Annotated in this window: 21 protein-coding genes; 3 read left to right on the top strand and 18 right to left on the bottom strand. The window is 33.5% G+C overall.

Annotated features, from left to right (window positions below; all coding sequences use genetic code 11):
* Positions 1-41 precede the first annotated feature (41 nt).
* The 3 genes from HM986_RS13910 to HM986_RS13900 all read right to left on the bottom strand — a co-directional run bounded on the left by HM986_RS13910 (position 42) and on the right by HM986_RS13900 (position 2,489).
* Entirely contained in the window at positions 42-827 is a 786-nt protein-coding gene (locus HM986_RS13910) for a hypothetical protein (RefSeq protein WP_179335702.1), read from the bottom strand.
* Positions 814-1,377, bottom strand: coding sequence for an RNA polymerase sigma factor (locus tag HM986_RS13905; protein WP_179335701.1), 564 nt, complete (start codon positions 1,375-1,377; stop codon positions 814-816). The genes HM986_RS13910 and HM986_RS13905 overlap by 14 nt, the downstream gene beginning before the upstream one ends.
* 134 nt (positions 1,378-1,511) lie before the next feature.
* Entirely contained in the window at positions 1,512-2,489 is a 978-nt protein-coding gene (locus HM986_RS13900; protein WP_179335700.1) for a polyprenyl synthetase family protein, read from the bottom strand.
* A gap of 135 nt (positions 2,490-2,624) precedes the next feature.
* Here HM986_RS13900 and HM986_RS13895 point away from each other — a divergent pair, with 135 nt between their 5' ends.
* Positions 2,625-3,845: a T9SS type A sorting domain-containing protein gene (locus HM986_RS13895; RefSeq protein ID WP_179335699.1), complete on the top strand. Its 1,221-nt coding sequence runs from the start codon at positions 2,625-2,627 to the stop codon at positions 3,843-3,845.
* A gap of 66 nt (positions 3,846-3,911) precedes the next feature.
* Here the strand turns inward: HM986_RS13895 and rlmN are convergent, their stop codons facing one another.
* The 7 genes from rlmN to rsgA all read right to left on the bottom strand — a co-directional run bounded on the left by rlmN (position 3,912) and on the right by rsgA (position 12,005).
* A complete protein-coding gene (rlmN, locus tag HM986_RS13890; protein ID WP_179335698.1) occupies positions 3,912-4,952 on the bottom strand; it encodes a 23S rRNA (adenine(2503)-C(2))-methyltransferase RlmN in 1,041 nt (346 codons plus the stop codon).
* 93 nt (positions 4,953-5,045) lie between these two features.
* The gene (queA, locus tag HM986_RS13885; RefSeq protein ID WP_179335697.1) at positions 5,046-6,095 is read right to left on the bottom strand and encodes a tRNA preQ1(34) S-adenosylmethionine ribosyltransferase-isomerase QueA; all 1,050 of its coding nucleotides are present in this window, start codon (positions 6,093-6,095) and stop codon (positions 5,046-5,048) included.
* A 69-nt stretch (positions 6,096-6,164) separates the two neighbouring features.
* Positions 6,165-7,391, bottom strand: a complete 1,227-nt coding sequence (locus HM986_RS13880; protein ID WP_179335696.1) for a 3-phosphoshikimate 1-carboxyvinyltransferase — start codon at positions 7,389-7,391, stop codon at positions 6,165-6,167.
* Between the two features lie 33 nt (positions 7,392-7,424).
* Positions 7,425-7,751, bottom strand: coding sequence for a nucleotide pyrophosphohydrolase (locus HM986_RS13875; RefSeq protein WP_179335695.1), 327 nt, complete (start codon positions 7,749-7,751; stop codon positions 7,425-7,427).
* 648 nt (positions 7,752-8,399) lie between these two features.
* On the bottom strand, positions 8,400-10,313 hold the full coding sequence (locus tag HM986_RS13870) for a DUF3857 domain-containing protein (protein ID WP_179335694.1): 1,914 nt from the start codon (positions 10,311-10,313) through the stop codon (positions 8,400-8,402).
* A 243-nt stretch (positions 10,314-10,556) separates the two neighbouring features.
* Positions 10,557-11,009 (bottom strand): D-aminoacyl-tRNA deacylase, encoded by a 453-nt coding sequence (gene dtd / locus HM986_RS13865; protein ID WP_179335693.1) that lies wholly within the window; start codon positions 11,007-11,009, stop codon positions 10,557-10,559.
* A gap of 45 nt (positions 11,010-11,054) precedes the next feature.
* Positions 11,055-12,005, bottom strand: a complete 951-nt coding sequence (rsgA, locus tag HM986_RS13860; RefSeq protein ID WP_179335692.1) for a ribosome small subunit-dependent GTPase A — start codon at positions 12,003-12,005, stop codon at positions 11,055-11,057.
* A gap of 80 nt (positions 12,006-12,085) precedes the next feature.
* Between rsgA and HM986_RS13855 the strand changes: the two genes are divergently transcribed.
* A complete protein-coding gene (locus tag HM986_RS13855; RefSeq protein ID WP_179335691.1) occupies positions 12,086-12,559 on the top strand; it encodes a hypothetical protein in 474 nt (157 codons plus the stop codon).
* Between the two features lie 56 nt (positions 12,560-12,615).
* On the opposite strand, the gene HM986_RS13850 is transcribed toward HM986_RS13855, so the two are convergent.
* From HM986_RS13850 to HM986_RS13835, 4 genes are read right to left on the bottom strand one after another with little or no spacing between them, the layout of a single operon-like run.
* Positions 12,616-13,698, bottom strand: coding sequence for a bifunctional 3-deoxy-7-phosphoheptulonate synthase/chorismate mutase type II (locus HM986_RS13850; RefSeq protein ID WP_179335690.1), 1,083 nt, complete (start codon positions 13,696-13,698; stop codon positions 12,616-12,618).
* A 20-nt stretch (positions 13,699-13,718) separates the two neighbouring features.
* Complete coding sequence (locus HM986_RS13845) at positions 13,719-14,570, bottom strand: prephenate dehydrogenase (RefSeq protein WP_179335689.1); 852 nt, start codon at positions 14,568-14,570, stop codon at positions 13,719-13,721.
* A gap of 31 nt (positions 14,571-14,601) precedes the next feature.
* Positions 14,602-15,744: a pyridoxal phosphate-dependent aminotransferase gene (locus HM986_RS13840; RefSeq protein ID WP_179335688.1), complete on the bottom strand. Its 1,143-nt coding sequence runs from the start codon at positions 15,742-15,744 to the stop codon at positions 14,602-14,604.
* Entirely contained in the window at positions 15,741-16,568 is an 828-nt protein-coding gene (locus tag HM986_RS13835; RefSeq protein ID WP_179335687.1) for a prephenate dehydratase, read from the bottom strand. The genes HM986_RS13840 and HM986_RS13835 overlap by 4 nt, the downstream gene beginning before the upstream one ends.
* Before the next feature lie 360 nt (positions 16,569-16,928).
* Between HM986_RS13835 and gldA the strand changes: the two genes are divergently transcribed.
* Positions 16,929-17,822 (top strand): gliding motility-associated ABC transporter ATP-binding subunit GldA, encoded by an 894-nt coding sequence (gldA, locus tag HM986_RS13830; RefSeq protein WP_179335686.1) that lies wholly within the window; start codon positions 16,929-16,931, stop codon positions 17,820-17,822.
* Positions 17,823-18,022: 200 nt separating this feature from the next.
* Here the strand turns inward: gldA and HM986_RS13825 are convergent, their stop codons facing one another.
* The 4 genes from HM986_RS13825 to HM986_RS13810 form a co-directional block, all read right to left on the bottom strand.
* Positions 18,023-18,766: a head GIN domain-containing protein gene (locus HM986_RS13825; RefSeq protein ID WP_179335685.1), complete on the bottom strand. Its 744-nt coding sequence runs from the start codon at positions 18,764-18,766 to the stop codon at positions 18,023-18,025.
* A complete protein-coding gene (locus HM986_RS13820) occupies positions 18,763-19,854 on the bottom strand; it encodes an acyloxyacyl hydrolase (RefSeq protein ID WP_179335684.1) in 1,092 nt (363 codons plus the stop codon). The genes HM986_RS13825 and HM986_RS13820 overlap by 4 nt, the downstream gene beginning before the upstream one ends.
* 258 nt (positions 19,855-20,112) lie before the next feature.
* On the bottom strand, positions 20,113-20,442 hold the full coding sequence (locus HM986_RS13815) for a 2Fe-2S iron-sulfur cluster-binding protein (RefSeq protein ID WP_179335683.1): 330 nt from the start codon (positions 20,440-20,442) through the stop codon (positions 20,113-20,115).
* Complete coding sequence (locus HM986_RS13810) at positions 20,442-21,491, bottom strand: NAD(P)/FAD-dependent oxidoreductase (RefSeq protein WP_179335682.1); 1,050 nt, start codon at positions 21,489-21,491, stop codon at positions 20,442-20,444. The genes HM986_RS13815 and HM986_RS13810 overlap by 1 nt, the downstream gene beginning before the upstream one ends.
* Positions 21,492-21,493: the final 2 nt, after the last annotated feature.

Raw genomic sequence — 21,493 nt, 5'->3', positions numbered from 1 at the left:
TCTAGGATCTCTTAATGAGATCTCTTTTTTTTTAAAGGGACTTAGTTATTACGATTTGCAACCGCAGTTTTAACCGTTCCGTAACTCTCCTTTAAAGCCTCAAAGACCTTACGTCTAAAGGATTGTCCCATTTCATCTTCAACGCTCATTAATAAATTATTTGCATCTACTGTTCTTGATGATTCATTCTGAATGTTTTGCTGAAACAATTCTTTACTCGCCATTTTTAATAAAGAATCTATTTCTCGATCTGTAACTGATGTTTTCTCAGCCTTTAAAGTAACGATAGCCTCTGCTACTGCAATTTTTAACTTTGCTTCTTCTAAAAGACGTTGCGCTTCGTTATTAAGCTCTTCTTCTTGACTTTGATTTGCATACCCCTCTTGGTGTTTATCTATGTTTGCTAATTGAATTTGAGACTCAGACTTTTTAATTACCGCTTTTTTATAGTCTATTTTATTTGGCTTATTAACCGTTGGCAAATCCTCTTTTTTATCTTCTACGCTTTTATCCTCAACTACAACTTTAATGGATTCTTTTTGATTTGGTTTTAAGGTTTCATTATTTAATTGTTGCTCTACAACTTCTTCTTCAACGATTTGAGGTAACACCATTTCCGATTCTGGAGTACTAAAAAACGGTATTGATACCGCAATCATAATCAATAAACATGCGGCTATACTTAACCACCAAAACATTGGTTTTTTAGATTTGTTATCTTCTGCATCTAAACGCTCAGATAGCTTAGACCAACCTTCTGATGATGGCGACAAGGTTCGCTTCTCGAGCTTATCTTTTATATTATCTTCAAATTTAATTGGTGCCATAACTGTTGTTATTTAATTCTTTTAATTTCTTTTGAAGCATCTGTCGTGCTTTAAACAATTGTGATTTTGAAGTGCCTTCTGATATTTTTAATAACTCAGCAATTTCATTGTGCTTGTACCCTTCAATAGCATACATTACAAACACCATTCGGTATCCTTCTGGTAAACTATCTATGAGTTGTTGTATTTCAGCAACTTCAATGTTTGTATTAATATTGTTTGATGAGCCTTGATCCAAATAATCATCTTCAACTGCAAATTCAATCTTATTATTCTGCCTTAAATATGATATGGATTCTCTTACCATTATTCGTCTTATCCAACCTTCAAAACTGCCTTCATGTTTATATGTTTTCAAATATTTAAATACTTTAAAAAAACCATTCAACATTACTTCTTCGGCTTGATGTACATCTTTTATATAGTATCTACAGACACTCAACATTTTTGGTGCGTGTAACTCGTACATTATATGTTGTGCCTCACGATTTCTATTCGCAGCGCGCTCTATAAGTTTTGTTTCGTTTTTATGAAGTTGTATAACTTTCATGGTTGGGTTTAAATTCTGATGACGTTCAGATGCCTTTCTATTTATAAAGACGCAAATTTACAGCCAAGGGTTGCTTGAGAAGCGAAAAATAATTAAAATAATTTTTAATTACCTGAATTTAAACTACTTGGGATTTATTTTTTTCGATCAATTACATAATCGACCATAAGATTAAGAGATGCTTTGTATGGTGATTCTGGATACTTTGCCAATATACTTAAGGCCTCTTCTTGAAAAGCTTTCATTTTAGAAACCGCATAATCTAGGCCGCCATTTTCTTTAACAAAAGTAATGACCTCGTTAACTCGTTTTTTATCTTTATTGTGATTTTTAACCGAATTAATCAACCATGACTTTTCTTTCTTAGTACACTTATTAAGTACATAAATAAGTGGAAGTGTCATTTTTTGTTCCTTAATATCTATACCTGTTGGTTTGCCAATGGCCTCTTTACCATAATCGAACAAATCATCTTTTATTTGAAATGCCATACCAATTAACTCCCCAAATTTACGCATCGCTTCTACTTCTGGTGAATTTGGTTTAACAGATGCAGCACCCAAACTGCAACAGGCTGCAATTAAAGTTGCTGTTTTTTGTCGGATGATTTCGTAATAAATATCTTCTGTAATATCTAGCTGTCTGGCTTTTTCAATTTGAAGTAATTCTCCTTCGCTCATTTCACGTACAGCAACAGAGATAATTTTCAGTAAATCAAAATCATTATTATCTATAGAAAGTAACAAACCTTTTGAGAGTAGAAAATCCCCTATAAGAACCGCAATTTTATTTTTCCAAAGGGCGTTAATTGAAAAGAATCCACGTCTTCGGTTACTGTCATCCACCACATCATCATGAACCAAAGTTGCTGTATGAATGAGCTCAATAACCGAAGCACCTCTGTAAGTACGCTCGCATACTTCGCCATTATTCATCATTTTAGCCACCAAAAACACAAACATTGGTCGCATTTGCTTTCCTTTTCGGTTAACAATATAATGTGTAATACGATTAAGTAACGCTACCTTACTCGCCATAGAGAGTTGAAACTTTTGTTCAAAAAGATCCATTTCGTAGGCGATTGGTTGTTTTATTTGTTCGGTTATTTTCATTTCTAATCTAAATCATTGCGAAATTACAAATTCTATTATTATTTATTCATAAAATGGGAATTATAGAATTTTAACTTTTACTCCTCAAAATAATTTGTAACTTTATACCTACTAATCGTTAAAAAAAACAAACACATGAAAAAAATTACTTTATTAGCATTAGCTTTAGCAGCTTTTCAATTTAATTACGCTCAAGACACTTGTGCGACAGCAGCAGTAGTAACAGCAGGAACTCATACAGTTGCAGCTGTAGATGGAACTGATATACCAGACCCAATTTGTGCTGACAATGGAGCAGGAGCCACTGCTGGAGAATGGTATTCTTTTACTGCTACTATAGATGGTATAGCAACTGTAACTACCGATTTACCAGCAAATGCTGGTGGTGACACACGATTACATGTTTACTCTGGTGCATGTGGTTCTCTTACTTGTGTAGGCGGAAATGACGACGTAGCTGCAAACTTTTTATCTGAAGCGGAGTGGTTAGTAGCAACAGGTACTACTTATTATATTGCATTTGATGATCGTTGGAGTAATGCCGGCTTTGATTTTGAAATAACAGAAACCGCGGTTACATGTGATTACAGTGCACCTTATGCTGAAACTTTTGATGACAACAATCAATTTTTAGTATGCTACACAATTGAAGATGTTGATGGTGACACACTCTCTTGGATTACACAACAAGATTTAGATTTAGACGGAGACTTGATACCAGAAACTTTTGCAACTAATGCTAGTGGTACAGAAGATTCTACAAATAAAGACGACTGGTTTTTTAGTCCTGCTTTAGAATTAACTGCAGGTACTGAGTATCAATATTCTTCATCTTATAATGTTTTACAAGGTACAGCAAATGCAAGTTTAGAGGCCTTTATAGTTGATGGTCCATCATCAACAGCAAATGTGGTTGCGACATTATTCACTAATGCAGGTTTTACAACTCAAGGGGAATTTGAAACATTAGAAACAATGGCTTATCAAGAAAGTAGTACGTTTACACCTTCAGCAACTGATGATTATTATATTGCATATCGTTCATTTGGACCACGTGGAGGTGGCTTCCTTCTCCTTTTTGATTCAAGTTTAGATACAACTTTGAGTGTTGGTGAAGTTGCACAAAATGATTTTAACCATTTTTACAATAAAGATTTAAAAGTTCTAAACTTAGAATCGTCTAATATGGCTATGACTAATATTGAAATCTACTCTCTATTAGGTCAATCTGTCATTTCAAGATCATTATCTAACACATCTGAGTCTATTAGCGTTTCTTCTTTAACAGATGGCGTTTATATAGCTAAAGTAACTATTAATGGAAATTCTAAAACGATCAAATTCGTTAAGAGTTAATACCTATTATATAAATTTAAAAAAGCGGCAATTGCCGCTTTTTTTTATGTCTTAATATAAAGTAATCTAACTTTTATTAGCCAACTGTCCACAAGCGGCATCAATATCCTTACCTCTACTTCTCCTTACCGTTACAGTGATATTATTAGCTTCGAGAACACTAACATACATGTCAATAGCTTTTGAGCTGGCTTGTTGAAATTCGCCATCATCAATAGGATTGTATTCTATAAGGTTGACTTTACTGGGAGCAAATTTGCAAAACTCAACTAAGGCCTCTGCATCTTTTCGTTGATCATTTATACCATCCCAAACTACATACTCATACGTAATTCTGTTTTTTGTGGCTGCGTACCAATATTGAAGAGACTCTCTCAAATCGCTTAACGGAAATGTTGCGTTAAATGGCATTATAGACGTACGTATTTCATCTATTGCAGAATGCAGTGAAACAGCTAACTTAAATTTCACATTATCGTCTGCCATCTTCTTAATCATTTTTGGCACTCCAGAGGTTGATACCACAATACGTTTTGGAGACATTCCTAAACCTTCAGGTGATGTGATTTTATCAATAGCTTTAAGAACGTTATTATAGTTCATTAAAGGTTCTCCCATTCCCATAAAAACAATATTACTCAACGGTCTGTTGTGGTATAATCTACTTTCGTTATCTATAGCGACCACCTGATCGTAAATTTCATCTGGATTAAGATTTCGCATACGTTTTAATCGTGACGTTGCACAGAATCTACAATCTAGACTACAACCTACCTGAGAAGACACACAAGCTGTGGTTCTGCTTGCCGTAGGTATAAGCACAGATTCTACAATTAAATCATCGTGAAGCCTTACAGCGTTCTTAATGGTACCATCAGAGCTGCGTTGCATCTGATCTACCTTTATGTGGTTAATTACAAAATTAGCCTCTAACATTTGTCGTGTTTCTAAAGATACGTTAGTCATATCTTCAAAACTATAGGCCGCCTTTTGCCACAACCATTCATATACCTGATTACCTCTAAAGGCCTTATCTCCCTGTTTTACAAAGAAATCCCTAAGTTGATCTTTAGTTAAGGCTCTTATATCTTTCTTTTTTACTTCCATCGTATGCAAAAGTACTTAAATGAATTTGGTTTTCTCTTAAAATAAAAAAGCCTCAATGAAGAGACTTTTTTTTATAGTTTATGATTGCTGTGCTTAGATGATTAACATAGCATCACCATAAGAGTAAAATTTATACTTTTCTTTTACCGCTTCCTCGTATGCTTTCTTCATAAAATCATGACCTGCAAAAGCTGATGTCATCATTAACAGCGTTGATTTTGGTGTATGAAAATTTGTAATCATACAGTTAGCGATACTGAAATCATATGGAGGAAAGATAAATTTGTTGGTCCAACCTTCAAATTCATTTAATCTTCCATTTGATGATACTGAACTTTCAATCGTACGCATTGAAGTTGTACCTACAGCACACACGCGTTTTTTCTTTTCTATACCTTCATTAACGATATCTGCAGCACTTTTCTTAATTACAATCTCTTCACTGTCCATTTTATGCTTAGATAAATCTTCGACCTCAACAGGGTTAAATGTACCTAGACCTACATGTAAAGTAACTTCTGCAGTTTTAACACCTTTTATCTCTAAACGTTTTAATAAGTGTTTAGAAAAGTGAAGACCTGCTGTTGGCGCTGCTACAGCTCCTTCGTTCTTTGCATAAATTGTTTGGTAACGCTCTTCATCTTCTGGCTCTACCTCTCTGTTAATATATTTTGGCAAAGGCGTTTCACCAAGTTGCGTTAATTTTGTTCTGAAGTCTGTGTAAGACCCATCATAAAGAAAACGTAATGTTCTACCTCTAGAGGTGGTATTATCTATAACTTCAGCAACTAAAGTCTCATCGTCACCAAAATATAATTTATTACCAATTCTTATTTTACGTGCAGGATCTACCAACACATCCCAAAGACGTTGATCTTGGTTTAATTCGCGTAGTAAAAATACTTCGATACGTGCGCCTGTTTTTTCTTTATTACCAAATAAACGTGCCGGAAACACCTTGGTGTCATTCATTATCATCACATCACCCTCATCAAAATAATCGATAATATCTTTGAATTGTTTGTGCTCGATAGTTTGTTTTGCTCTATCAAGAACCATCAATCTAGACTCATCTCTGTGTTCTGCAGGATGTTCAGCTAATAATTCATCTGGAAGGTCAAAACTAAAGTGTGATAATTTCATGTATCTGTTTTATTTTTTCGAATTGCAAATATACAATCTCAACATAGGCCTTGTCAAGTAAATAAGGGTTTATTTTAAATTGAAACCAATCGTTTTAAAATCTTCCCAAAACTGTGGATATGATTTACTCACCACATCAGCGTTTTCAATAACAATTGGTACTTTTAAACCTAAGGGAGCAAAAGCCATGGCCATTCTGTGGTCATTGTATGTTCCTATTTTTATACCACTATTAATTTTATCTGATGGTTTTAAATGCAAAGAAAGGTCGGTAATGATTACTTCTGCACCTAACTTTTCTAATTCCGTTTTAAGCGCTACCAAACGATCTGTTTCTTTTATTTTAAGGGTATGCAAACCTATCATATAACACTCTAGTCCTAAACCAAATGCTGTTACCGCTATGGTTTGTGCTATATCTGGCGCGTTTTTTAAATCTAATTCAATTTTAGAATTAGCATCAATATTTAATACTTTTCGAAGTGTAATAGACTCATTTAAAAACGTGGTAGTAACGCCAAATTTCTCATAAATATCAGCCAATACCGAATCTCCTTGCAAGCTTTCACTTTTGTAAGATCCGATAGTAATTTCTGTACCGACATCACTTAAAGCAATTAGACCATAAAAGTAAGATGCTGATGACCAATCAGATTCAACCGTAAGCGTTTGAGGTTCTATATCAATTGTATTGGGTTTTACAGTAATGATATTCTCAACAAAACTGGTTTCGACGCCAACACTATTTAATAAGCTCAACGTCATATTGATATAAGGGATTGAGGTTATTTTCCCTTCTAAAGTCAACTCTAATCCATTTTCTAATTTAGACGCGATTAACAATAAAGCCGAAATATACTGACTACTAACATTAGCCGCCAATGTCACTTTATGTTTTGTCAGTACCTTACCTATTATTTTTAACGGTGGAAAACCATTATTTTCTAAATATGAAATCTCTGCACCTAATGCCGCTAATGCATCAACGAGTATTTTAATCGGTCGTTCTTTCATTCGGGGTGACCCCGTAATTATCGTTTCTCTATCTTTCTGAATTGAAAAATAGGCAGTTAAAAATCGCATGGCTGTACCTGCATGATGAATATCAATGAGTTCCTCATCTGAAACCAATGCTTTTCGCATCAGCACTGAATCATCAGAATTAGAAACATTATTGATATTAATCTGCGGATATAACGCCTGAAGTAATAACAGGCGATTAGATTCACTCTTAGATCCCGTAATTTGAATCTCTTGGTGATTATGTAGTTTTGATTTTTGGATATTAACGTCCATAGTAAAGCTTTAAAATAAAGATGAATGACAAAACTACTTTAATTTCTCATTATTGTGATGCCTGTTATGATCTCGTTTTGTTTTTTTATCCATTTTCTTATCAAAAGCAGCCTGTAAATCTATACCGGTTTGGTTTGCCAAGCACAATACCACAAACATTACATCAGACAACTCCTCGCCTAGATCTTTATCTTTATCACTTTCTTTTTCGCTTTGTTCACCATAACGTCTTGCTATGATACGTGCCACTTCCCCCACTTCCTCGGTGAGCTGTGCCATATTTGTCAGCTCATTAAAGTAACGTACACCGTGTTCATTAATCCAATCGTCAACTTCTATTTGTGCGTTTTTGATATCCATATTTATACTTTAGTTAATTTGATTTACTTATTTCTGTTCTGTTTTGTTGTAAAAAGCTCTAAATACTTTGTAATCTACTGGTAAATTAAAGGATTAGCATTATCTAATTACGTCTTTAATTTCAAATATTTTCTATTTTACTGAACAAGATACATAAATGTTACGTTAGTATCTTTAAACTCTAATGCTTCAGACTTTTGTAACGATTCTACATCATAGCCTTTGGGTCGGATACTATAAACCATATATTTATCTCTATCAGGAATTATCAAATCGATTGGATATTTACTTTCTTCCAACTTAAATGGGTTTTCTTTAGTCGCTAAAAATAACAGAGAAAAAAGAGGAATACGTCGTATCAATAATTTTAATATTATTTAATGTCGTTGTGAGCTCTAGTCTCATTGTACATCTGTAATTCTTAATGACAAAAAAAAGAAACTTATATCTTCATTGTGATAGAAAAATGGTTGCAGAAGAAGCTGAAACTTTTATAAGATGTCTTTCTTTTAGTTCGGCAATTTAAATGTCATCAAAGTCATAATTATGAGCACTTAAAAAGTTAGAAATTAATACTATTACCAATGCAAATAGTAGCTTTTTAATTATTGAATTGGTGACTAGGTTGAATTATTACATTAGAAATCATTAAGCCTTAATCAATACCACTTTACTTTTATCGTGTTTTACAATCTGTTTTCTAAACTCTCTAAAGGCTTTATAGTCTTCCTTTGGATAGTTTCCTTTCAGTAAAATATAAGTTCTAGTGTATTTCAACTTATTGGCTTCTAATTTTTCTAATTTAAAACTGTAGGTACCAAACTTGGTTTTAATTTCTTTAGCCTCTGTCATGGCTTCGACCTTTACACCCTCGGGTAACTGAATAATAAATTCATCAGTGTCTTTAAAAGAACGGTCTACTTTAAATTCTAATTTCCGATCCGTATATCTCGAAGGAATGGAAGTCACCGTATTAAACATATTGGGTTGAAAAATAAGTCGATCACCACTCTTTGACGCATAATTTGTTGCTGATAACTTAACCGCTTCACTTAGAACAATAATTTCTTTATCATTTATAATATTGATATTTTCAATAAAGATATTATTGATATTATCCCAATAGTCCTTGTAATAGATGTGCTGATCTTGTTCAGTTTTATTTTGAATACCATCATGTAGACTATACTGATAACCTGTAGTTTTAACAGTTACATTTGCCGTAAAACCACCTGTGGCATCCATAATAACATTAGCGGTTGTTTTTTGAAGGCTCTCTTCTGCTTCATAAATTTTAGTTCGTACTATTTCTCCACCTTCTGGCTTTACTAGTAATACAGATCTATCATCTGTAAAACCAGCAGAAAACCCAAAAGGATTAGTTTGATTTGTGCACTCTAAGAAAATATTCTCACCGTTATTAGGAACACAAAGAATAGCGTGATTCCCTTGAGCTGATGAAAACTCATCATCAATATCTAAAATATTACGACTTCCAAAAACTAACGTATAATAAGAAGGCACACCTACGGCTTCCAATAATGCTTTTGTATAGTTCGTTAAACCTTTACAATCCCCATAACCAAGCTTACTTACGTCGTCTGCTAACATCGGTTTCCAACCGCCTATTCCTATCTGTACACTGATATAACGTGTTCTATCTTGCATGTATTTATAAACCAATTTGGCACGCTCAATTTTATCATCTACTCCTTTAGTTAGGGCTTTTACGTCGTCTATAGCAGATTGCGGTAATATATCGGTACCAGTTAAAAGCTCACCATAAACCCATTTTCCAAAATCTTGCCAATTAGTGTTTACACCTTCCACACCATTCATATTAAACTTCGTAAGTGCTGGTTTTACATTAGGGGTAAATGTAACGAGCGAAGGGCTATACGATTCGTAGTTAATCCCTGGTAAATTCTCGATTCTAAAATGATTCTTTGAGACTTCAACTACGTTATTATTCTCAATATTTTCCTTTTTAAGTTTTAAAGGTATTCCTGAATTATTTTCAATTTTATACTCGGCAAATTGAATGGCTAAAAAATAACCGTTTATTGGCCTCCATTGGGGAATAAAAGCTGTAGTATTATGTTTCACTTCTGATATAAACTCAATAGTATAAGGGTAACTAGTAGGTGTGTAATCATAATACTTAACACGACTATCAGAATATAATGTTCCTCCACTTACAGCGCTATTATCTGTAAAGTCATTCTTCTTTATCTTCTTTATTTCTTCACCAAAACTATCGTAAATTCTAGCTTCTATCGTTTTAACACTTGAGTTTTCACTATAAAATTCTAAAGAGTTGGCATGCTTATCTCCGTATTTGTTATAAACTGTAACGATACGCTTTGTATGTACCACCATATTATCTATAGCATTTATCTCTATTTTTTGATTATCATACCTAACAACCGCATTAACTTTTGTTGTAAGTTCTTGTGGAGCAAGCATTGCAATATAGGTGTCTTCAGATTGAGAAAAACTAAAAATTGAAACAAAAAACAAGTAAGAAGAAAGGTGAATCTTAGCGGATAGAGATTTGAGCATTAGGCAGTTTTGATAGGTTTAGATTTACTAATATATAAAGGAAAAGCAATACCCCAAACTATTTCTAATCTAAATTTACTACGTTCCTAATTTATTCGTTGCCCCCCTAGCTTAACTACTTAATTGCTATTATTCAATTCGAAATTGAATACTGATGACTTTCAAACCATATAACGTGATTTCCACTTAACGAAGTGACAAAGAAAAATTTAAAACTATAAATGTTACGATACCCCCTGGGTGTTATTCTTTATTTTTTGAGTCTATAATTATGGTAACCGGACCGTCGTTGACCAAATGCACTTTCATATCGGCACCAAACTCACCAGTTTGTATAAATTTACCTAATGTAGTTTTCAGCGTCTTAATAAACGCTTCATACAAAGGAATGGCAATATCTGGTTTTGCTGCTCTAATATAACTTGGGCGATTTCCTTTTTTTGTACTAGCGTGAAGTGTGAATTGACTCACTAAAATAACCTCTCCTTCGGAAGCTTTTAAGGAGATATTCATCATACCATCTTCATCTGGAAAAATACGAAGATTAGTGATTTTATTACAAAGCCAGTCAATGTCTTCTTGAGTATCCTCATTTTCGATTCCCAACAAAATTAAAAGTCCTTTTTGAATTGCTGCGACTTCAGAATTATCTATAGTAACTGAAGCTTCAGAAACTCTTTGTATTACTATTCTCATAAATTGATAACTTTATTCAACCTAGCCAAGACAAACAAGAAATGATTACGCCTCATCCCAATTATCCGTTCTGTAATGCTCATCTTCTCCTTCTAAAATCTGCACATAACTTTTGTATCTTGAATAAGAAACCTCATTAGCTTCTAGAGCATCCTTTACAGCACATTTTGGCTCGTTGAGATGAATACAATTATTAAACTTACAATCTTGTTTTAAAGCAAAAAACTCAGGAAAATAATCCCCAACTTCTTCTTTTTCCATATCAACAACTCCAAAGCCTTTAATTCCTGGGGTATCGATAATAACTGCATCGAAACTTAGATCAAACATTTCTGCAAATGTTGTGGTATGTTGCCCTTGACTATGTTGCGTTGAGATCGCTTTTGTTTTTAAGTCTAAGGAAGGTTCAATAGCATTTACTAAAGTAGATTTACCAACACCTGAATGACCAGCAAACATGCTTACTTTACCTTCCATTAAGGCTTTAACCTGATCGATGTTTTTTCCTGTGGTTGCAGAAATACCAATGCACTCGTAACCTATTGCTCTGTATACACTAGCAAGATACTTTACCTCTAGAAAAGTCTCTTCATCATAGGTATCTACTTTATTAAATAGTAACACTGTTTTAATAGAATACGCTTCTGCTGTCACTAAAAACCGATCGATAAATGTTGTAAATGTTGGTGGATTATCTATGGTCACTAATAAAAACACTTGATCAATGTTTGAAGCAATGATGTGCGTTTGCTTAGAAAGGTTAACCGACTTACGAACGATGTAGTTTTTACGTTCCTCAATTTTGTGAATTACACCTGTTTCGGTATTATTCTTTGCTTCTAGTTCAAATTCAACTTTATCTCCAACAGCAATAGGGTTGGTACTTTTAATACCATCCAATCTAAAACGGCCTTTAATTCTACATTCATAGAATTTACCATTTAGGGTTTTTACAGTGTACCAACTGCCTGTAGATTTATATACTGTTCCTGTCATGTTCCTTATAGTGTAACAAAGAAACGATTTTAAACTAAAAAAATACTTAATTTCGAGTGTTAAAACATAAAACATTCATCATGAAAAAAAATTTACTTATTATCGGATTAATCATTACAGGGATTATTTCCTTCTCTTTTGTTCAGAATGAAAAAACAGTTCCTGAAGTAGAATACAAAGTAATTACCAGTATAGAATCTATTGTCTCTAGTGGTTTGGGACGTTCGCGCTTAATCTCATCTAACGTGGATAGAGATTACGAAGATTTCACATCTGGACAAACTGAAGAAGACAGTGGTAGAAACAAATCTAAACGTGGAGATATACGTGTAAAGGATTTTGAGGAAACTAAATTATTAAACTTTTATAACATTGGTGGCATTCGTTTTCAAAATATCGTTGCTAATGACGCTGTCGTTAGTTCTAAACTCACGAGCATGGCACAAGAAGGTTGGGAACTTATGTTTATAAATAGCGCTGTAGAAAGTGACAGCGGTAAAGGAGATGGGCAAGGTATTTTTGTAACACGTTATACGTTTAAACGTGTCAATTAATTACATATAAAAAAAGGCTCGCCATTCGCGAGCCTTTTTTTTTGTTACAGTTCAATTTACTTGTTGATAATCTTTTCTTGATGGTTAATAGATTCTTGATGAATCGCTTTAAACATTTTTAAAATAAATTCTTCGCTAAGTCCTCTCTCATCTCCTTCTAAGACCATTTTACCTAAGATTTCGTTCCAACGTTTATTTTGCAAAACAGCAACATTCTTTTCTTTTTTAAGTAACCCAATACCATCAGCAACTTTCATACGCTTGCCTAACAAATCAATTATCTGATTATCTACAACGTCTATTTGTGCTCTTAAATTATTAAGATCTTTATTATACTCTGCTTCAGGATCTGATTCTTTTCTAATCCTTAAGTCTTTCATAATCTGAATAAGACTACTTGGGGTTACCTGCTGTGCAGCATCACTCCATGCATTTTCAGGATCGAAATGTGTTTCGATCATTAAACCGTCAAAATTAAGATCTAAAGCCGTTTGAGAAACCTCTAAAATCATATCTCTATTTCCTGTAATATGAGAAGGATCATTAATTAAAGGTAAATCTGGAAATCTATTTTGAAACTCAATAGCCAATTGCCATTCTGGTATATTTCTATATTTCGATTTTTCATACGTAGAAAACCCTCTATGTATCGCTCCCAAGTTTTTAATTCCTGCAGAATATAATCTTTCAATACCACCTAACCATAATGATAAATCGGGATTTACTGGATTCTTAACCAATACAATTTTATCTGTTCCCTGTAAGGCATCAGCAATTTCTTGCATAATAAATGGACTCACTGTAGAACGTGCACCAATCCATAATAAATCTACATCATACTCTAAGGCTAATTTCACATGTGCTGCGTTTGCAACTTCTGTACAGGTTTTCATTCCTGTTTCTTCCTTAACTTTTTGCAACCATTTTAAACCTAAAGCTCCTACTCCTTCAAAATTTCCTGGACGTGTTCTTGGTTTCCAAATACCTGCTCTATAGTAATTAACATCAGTATCTTTTAGCTCGTGTGCTATTCTTAATACTTGCTCTTCTGTTTCTGCACTGCAAGGACCTGCAATTACTAATGGATGATCTAGATTCATATCATCCAACCAAGTTCTCATTTCTTTCTTGTTTTCCATTTTGCTTTTATTCTTAATTACTATTGTATTCCGTTTAATATATCTTTTATGTGATTTGTTTTTTCCATTTCGTTATAAACAGCGTCAAAATCATTGTCTTCCATCAACTGCTTAAAATGCTTTAGATTATCGATATACTCATCTAAAGTCTCTATAACATTGGCTTTATTTTGCTTAAAAATCGGTGTCCACATCGCTGGCGAACTTTTTGCTAAACGCACTGTACTCGCAAATCCACTACCTGCCATATCAAAAATATCGCGTTCATTTCGTTCTTTGTCAATTACCGTTTTCCCCAACATAAACGCACTAATATGCGATAAATGAGAAACGTACGCAATATGCTTATCGTGTGCTTTAGGATTCATATAACGAATACGCATTCCTAAATCTGAAAACAACTTTAACGCTTTTTCTTGAAGCTTGAAGGCTGTTTCCTCAACTTCACAGATGATATTCGTCTTGTTTTTATACAAGCTATGAATCGCTGCTTTTGGTCCAGAATGCTCTGTACCCGCAATAGGATGCACTGCTAAATAATTTCTTCGCTTTGGGTGATTTCTCACTTTATCACAAATATCTTCTTTAGTAGAACCTGCATCGAAGACAATGGCGTCATCCGAAATATGATCTAAAACCTTTGGCAAAACCTCTAAAGTTGCATCTACAGGAATTGCTATAATTACAATTTCTGCTTTATTTAAATCTTCAAAACTTGCCTTTTCATCAATGACTCCCAATTGCATTGCCTCTTCAAGATGTGCTTCAGTTGTATCAATACCAAAAACCTTACATTCTGGATGTAATGCCTTTATGTCTAACGCAAAGCTCCCTCCGATTAATCCCACTCCTATGATAAAAATATTATTCACTTTTAATTTTTTAATTGTCACTGCTTATTACCTATACCCTTGCAATGGCTTCTTCAATAATCTCTTCAGAAGCACATAATGAAAACCTTACATAGCCTTCTCCATTGCTACCAAACACTGTACCTGGTGTAATGAATATAGAATGTTCTTTTAATACTAAGTCTGTAAACTCTTCGGACTTTAAATGGGGTGGTAATTTTGCCCACACAAACAGTCCGGAAGCATATTCATCATAAGTACAATTAAGCCCCTTGGCAAGTTTCCAAACCAATGCTCTTCTGCGGTGATATACGCTATTTAAACTCTTAAACCACATCTCCGAACATTTCAAAGCCTCAATTGCTCCTTTTTGTATGCCATAAAACATACCGGAATCCATATTACTTTTCACGCGTAAAACAGCACTTATAAAATCGTAATTACCAACTAACATGCCAACACGCCAGCCTGCCATATTAAAGGTTTTGCTTAATGAGTTTAGTTCTAAACAAACATCCTTAGCATTCTTGTATCTTAAGATGCTTATTGGTTTATCGTTAAGAATAAAACTGTATGGATTATCATTTACTATTAAAATATCGTGTCGTTTTCCAAAGGCAATCACCTTATCATAAAATTTATTTGTGGCATTTGCTCCTGTCGGCATATGCGGATAGTTAATCCACATAATTTTAACTCGTTTTAAATCTAAACGCTCTAAAGCAGCAAAATCTGGTTCCCAATTATTACCTTCCTTTAAATCGTAAAATACCGGCTTTGCTTCCAAAAGTTTAGTTACCGATGCATATGTTGGATACCCAGGATTAGGAATCAACACTTTATCTCCTTTATTTAAAAAAGCCATAGAAATATGCATTATACCTTCCTTGCTCCCCATTAAAGGCAATACTTCTGTTTGCGAACTTAAATGAACTTGATAATGGTTTTTATAAAAACTTGAAATCCCTTCCCTCAGTTCTGGCAAGCCCTGATAACTTTGATATTGGTGTGCTTTCTCATCTAATAAACTATCTTGAAGTAACATAGACGCCTTAAAAGGTGGCTCTAAATCTGGACTCCCAATACCTAAATTAATAATGGGTTTGCCTTGAGATTTTAAAAGCGCCACTTCTCTTAACTTCTTAGAAAAGTAGTATTCTTCAACATTTTGTAATCGTTTTGCAACTTCTATCATTGTCTTGCATTTTTATATTCTCCCAATATTTTAAAATTCTCTGCCATTAAGCCAATAATAGACTTCGCCTTATCGTAATCTTTATAATCCACAAAAGTAACATCCACGAAAAACGCATATTTCCAAGGGGTATCAATTTTTGGTAATGATTGTATTTTGGTAAGATTTAGTTTACAATCACTCAACACATTTAACAAAGCTGCTAAACTGCCACGTTTATGATCTAATTCAAACTTTAAAGATGCTTTATTAATATGGGCGTTATCAGTATGATTATTTTCACGTCGCACAATAACAAAACGCGTTTCGTTATGTTTTATAGTCTGAATACTTTCTGCTAAAACATTAAGACCATATAATGTTGCCGCATTTTTACTCGCTATGGCTGCAATGCCTTTTAAATTTTGTTCTGAAATCTGTTTCGCAACATCAGCTGTATCTTTAGCTTCCACCAATTTTATATGCGGATAATCTCTAAAAAACACCTTACATTGTAATAACGCCATAGGATGAGAATGCACCTCTAAAATATCTTCAATAGATTGATTACTTAGCGCCATTAAACTATGCTGAATATCTAAATAGCATTCACCAACAATACTTAAATTATGATTATCGATTAACGCATAATTAGGAATAATTGATCCTGCAATAGAATTTTCTAAAGCCATTACAATTTCATCCGTTTGCTCCTCTAGTAGTGTATCAATAACACTATCAAAAGTCATACATTCCACAACCTCAGCTTCACCATTAAAATAACGCTGAACAACTTCATGATGAAATGATCCTTTAATTCCTTGTATGGCAATTGGTTTCTTCAAAATTTATTAATCTTATTTATGTCCTGAAAACAGTTCAACATTTGTCAACTTCTAAAAAATTGACATAAAAAAAGTCTCGATTAAATCGAGACTTTTAAAACTATATTTTAAATAAAACATACTCAGTCTCGTTCCTTTAGCTAAAAAAGAAATAAAACCAGTTATAATATGCTCTAGATATGTTCATATTCATTTTCCACAACAGTGGAAATCTTTAATTATATGGCTAATGTAATTATTATTTTCACAAATCAAAATTGTTGAATTAGTTTTTTCCAAATAATCGCAAAGTTTTAAAGAATTAACAATAATTGCATTACAATATTCGGAATTAACTATTTTTGAATAAATTATATCTGTATGTCAATCGAAGTTTTAAACATTACCAAATTATACAAAGATCAGAAAGCACTTAACAATGTTTCTTTTAAGGTAAATGATGCAGAAATCGTTGGTTTTTTAGGCCCAAATGGTGCTGGAAAATCTACTATGATGAAAATCTTAACCACTTATATTGAAGCTTCTGAAGGTTCTGCAAGTGTAAATGGGTTTGACGTGACTTCAGAAAAGAAGAATGTACAAAGTAGTGTTGGGTATTTACCAGAGCACAATCCGCTTTACACTGACTTATACGTTAAAGAATATTTGAATTTTAACGCGAATGTTTATGGCACGCCTAAATCGCGCATTGAAGAAGTTATAGAATTAACGGGATTAAAACCAGAAGCTCATAAAAAAATAGGCCAGCTTTCTAAAGGTTACAGACAGCGTGTAGGCTTGGCAAACGCTCTGTTGCACAATCCTGATGTTTTAATATTAGACGAACCTACAACTGGTTTAGACCCTAACCAATTAATAGATATACGAAACCTCATCAAAAGTATTGGTAAAGAAAAAACAGTGTTTTTATCTACACATATTATGCAAGAAGTTGAAGCGATGTGCGATCGTGTAATTATAATTAATAAAGGCGAAGTGGTTGCAGATAAATATTTAAAAGATCTGCGAGATGGCCAAGAACAAATAGTGATTGTTGAATTTGACTTTAGAGTTGAAGATGCCTTTCTGTTGAGACTACCAAAAGTAAAATCTGTTACCAACACTTACGGCTTTGTTTATGAAATTACGTTTTCTACTAAAGCAGACATGCGCTCTCATGTGTTTGATTTTGCACATGATAATGAACTAAAAATTCTACAACTCAACCAAAAGAATACGAGTTTAGAGAGTTTGTTTCATGAGCTAACTAAATAGTATCGCAGTGGAATTTTTAATAGAGCTTCTTTTCACAGCAATCTTTGAATCGTTACCTAAACTTATCGGAGCCTCTTTACGGTGGTGTTATTTCTTAGGAACCAAAAGTTTTAAAACCGTTCTTAATGAGAATTGGAATAAACGCATCGGTTTTCTAGCAATAAGTATTGTGTTAGTAATTTTACTGAACATTTAATTGATTATTGGAACATCAAACGTCCAGTATAGATAATCTCAACATCTACAATTGCTGGTTCATTAACTGAAATTAAATCGCCTGTACCTCTAAGATTCCCGGTTAACGTTTGCTGTGGATTAACAACCATATCATTACTTCCGCGATGGTAAACATGTACGTTATCCGCCCATAAATTTTCACCTTCAAAACGACCTGCACCTGCATAAAACCCTACAAACAAATTATCTACTGCGCCTTCAATATAGAAAAATGACAGGTTATTGGATTCTATATTCAGACTTTGAGAATTAATATTGAGCCTAAAATCACCAACGGTAAATTCATTTTCTTCATTATAGTCTTCGGAAATCAAAGTCAACGTTTCATAATTTAAAATACCTTCTGAAGAAATATCATATTGTGTAGATGTTCTTATTTCAGTAAGCGTAGGTGTTTCCACATATATTTTGGTAATACCATAATCTCTTACATAGTTACAGGAATTATTATCCGTTAAAACCAATCGATCTCCAACTACTTCCACTGTAACATCGTTCATTAAATTTTCACCCGTTTCAATTGTGACTTTATAATCGGGTGCATCTTTAATAATCAGTTCGACATCTTTATGAACAAGAATACGTTCAAAACTAGGCACTGAAACTTCTTGTTGAATGATGCGTCCAGATGTTTGAAAACAATCGTTAGCATCTTCGCTATTACAAGCTAATATGAACAAGCTAAATATGTAAACTAATTTTTTCATAACCTTACTCCTATTCCGAATTCTACAGCTTCTGCTTTTGCTCCATGCGACTTCAAGGTTATAGCTCCGAAAAGTTTTTTTCCAAAATACCGTTTTAAACCTATTCTTAGATATGTTCTACCTTCAAAATCGAAAGGATAGTATACATAATAGCCTAATTGCGTTTCAACCGACATTCTATTAATAAATAATTCATGCCCTACAAAAAGGCCAACACGCTTATGATCTTCATCTCCATTAACGTTTTCCTGAGGAAGCGAAACAGATTGGTAATAAATTAATTCCTTTAAGAAGTTTGAAAAGAATACATCTGCACCAACTTGAATGGCACTAACATGGCTTAAGCGTTTATCTGCATAACCAGACAACACATAAAATGGAAATTGCCCACTTCCAATAACGTCACTTTCGTTGATTCCTGATCTAAAAGCAAAATTATATTTTATTTTTTCAGTGAATTTTTCGTCGTCAACAGTCTCCATAAATTCACTTTCTTCAGAATCTAACTGATAATTTATCCCCAAATTGAAGGCTATTGTATTTACACTTGTATTTGGCGCCTTAACATTGGCATTTGAATAGTGTATCAAAGTAAGCCCCGTTTGAATGCCGAAACGATTAATAAGACGGTCCTTTTTGTAATTAATCATCAAATAGGTTGAACTCAAAATATCTGACCCAAATGCTACATTTTTAGGATTTTCAATCTTATCATAAGGGTTGGTGGAGAAACTTAAACCTTGTCCTATCCGTAACATCATATTACGTTTAAGAAAATAAAAATTATAGTGCGCATAGAGACCAAAATTGTTCCCTAATGTTTCATTCTTTAGATCTTGATAAATGAAGGACGCCCCATAATCTGGATAATTATAACGTTGTTCCCAAGCTTCGTTTCCAAACGTTTTTTTATTCCAACTAAAAATAAAACCTTCAGGATGTCCTTTAATTAAATGAGCAATACTATTATTGTGAAGTGCGATATTGCCCCCGAAATAATTGAGATCAAAGTACGTATTATGCTTTTCCTGTTGTCCATAGAGAACTATAGACATTAATAATAAAATTGTACATAATAGATTTCGCATTGGCAATTATTGAGGTGCAAAAATAGTCAATAATTACAATTAGACATTCAAGTAAGTGGCAAGACTTTATACAAATAACGTAGCGATTAACGCTATAGCTGTTAACACCAAAAGTTGCAAAGCAAATCTAAAATCTGATTTATACTTATTTATTAATTTCATGATTAGGGGCTTAATAATAAAGTGCAAATATCTAACTAAATGAACATTCTTTTGTTAATTAAAACCTAAGAAATTGTTATGTATTTGAATTCATTTTTAAGATTCTGGAGCTAATTCTATTTCTAACTCATGTAAGATCTCAGAAATAGGAATCTGACAACTCAATCTGCTATTCTCTTTTACATTAAAAGCTTCAGACAGCATCGCTTCTTCATCGTCTTCCATTACATTTAACATATGCTTAGAGTTGACGTAGCATTGACAAGATGCACACATCGCCATGCCACCACAAATTCCGATGGTACCCTCTGGTGCCAACTCATAAGAACGTATAATCTCCATTACATTCATTGCCATATCTGTCGGAGCCGCAATGGAATGCTTTTTACCATTTCGGTCTATAACATGTATGGTAATATCTTGCATTATAAGATAGCTTTAACTACAGCTTTTGGAGATTCTTTTCTTGTACCATCAAAACCATTTATACCACTAACAGTTGTATACTTTAGAACAAATTTCTTTCCAGGATTTAGTCTTTTATATGCGGATTGACACATTAAAGTCGCCTCATGAAAACCACAAAGAATTAACTTTAATTTCCCTTCATAAGTGTTGACATCTCCAATAGCATAAATACCAGGAATATTAGTTTGATAATCTACAGTATCTACTTTAATCGCATTTTTTTCTATCTCAAGTCCCCAATCTCCTATTGGACCCAGTTTTGGAGACAAACCAAATAATGGAATAAAAGCATCTGCATCTAATACCTGAGTTACACCATCTTTAGTTACTGAAACACCTTCTATTTTTTCGTCTCCGTGTAAACCTGTAATTTCGGCTGGGGTGATGATGTTAATTTTGTTGAGTAATTTTAATTCTTGCACGCGTTCTACAGAATCTAAAGCACCTCTAAATTCATTTCGCCTATGTACCAAAGTCACTTCTGAAGCGACATTTGCTAAGAAAATACTCCAGTCTAAAGCTGAATCTCCTCCACCTGCAATTACCACTTTTTTATCACGATACACTTCTGGATCTTTAATAAAATACGCTAATCCATTGTCTTCGTAGATATCTATATTTTCTAATTGTGGTTTTCTTGGTTCAAAACTTCCTAAACCACCAGCAATGGCAATAATAGGGGCATGATGTTGTGTGCCTTTATTTGTCGTTACAATAAAACTTCCATCTTCTAAAGTCTCAATCGTTTCTGCGCGTTCACCTAAAGTAAAACCAGGTTGAAATTGTTTACCTTGTTCTAATAAATTTGAGGTTAAATCGCCAGCCAATATCTCTGGAAATCCTGGAATATCATAAATTGGTTTTTTAGGATATAATTCGGAACACTGACCACCAGGTTGGGGCAATGCATCAATTAAATGGCACTTTAATTTTAGCAATCCAGCTTCAAATACTGTAAATAAACCTGTTGGTCCTGCTCCTATAATAAGTATATCTGTTGTAATCATAA

This window comes from Winogradskyella costae (assembly GCF_013403865.1).
Taxonomy (GTDB): Bacteria; Bacteroidota; Bacteroidia; order Flavobacteriales; family Flavobacteriaceae; genus Winogradskyella; species Winogradskyella costae.
This window is presented reverse-complemented; position numbering and strand designations above follow the sequence as displayed.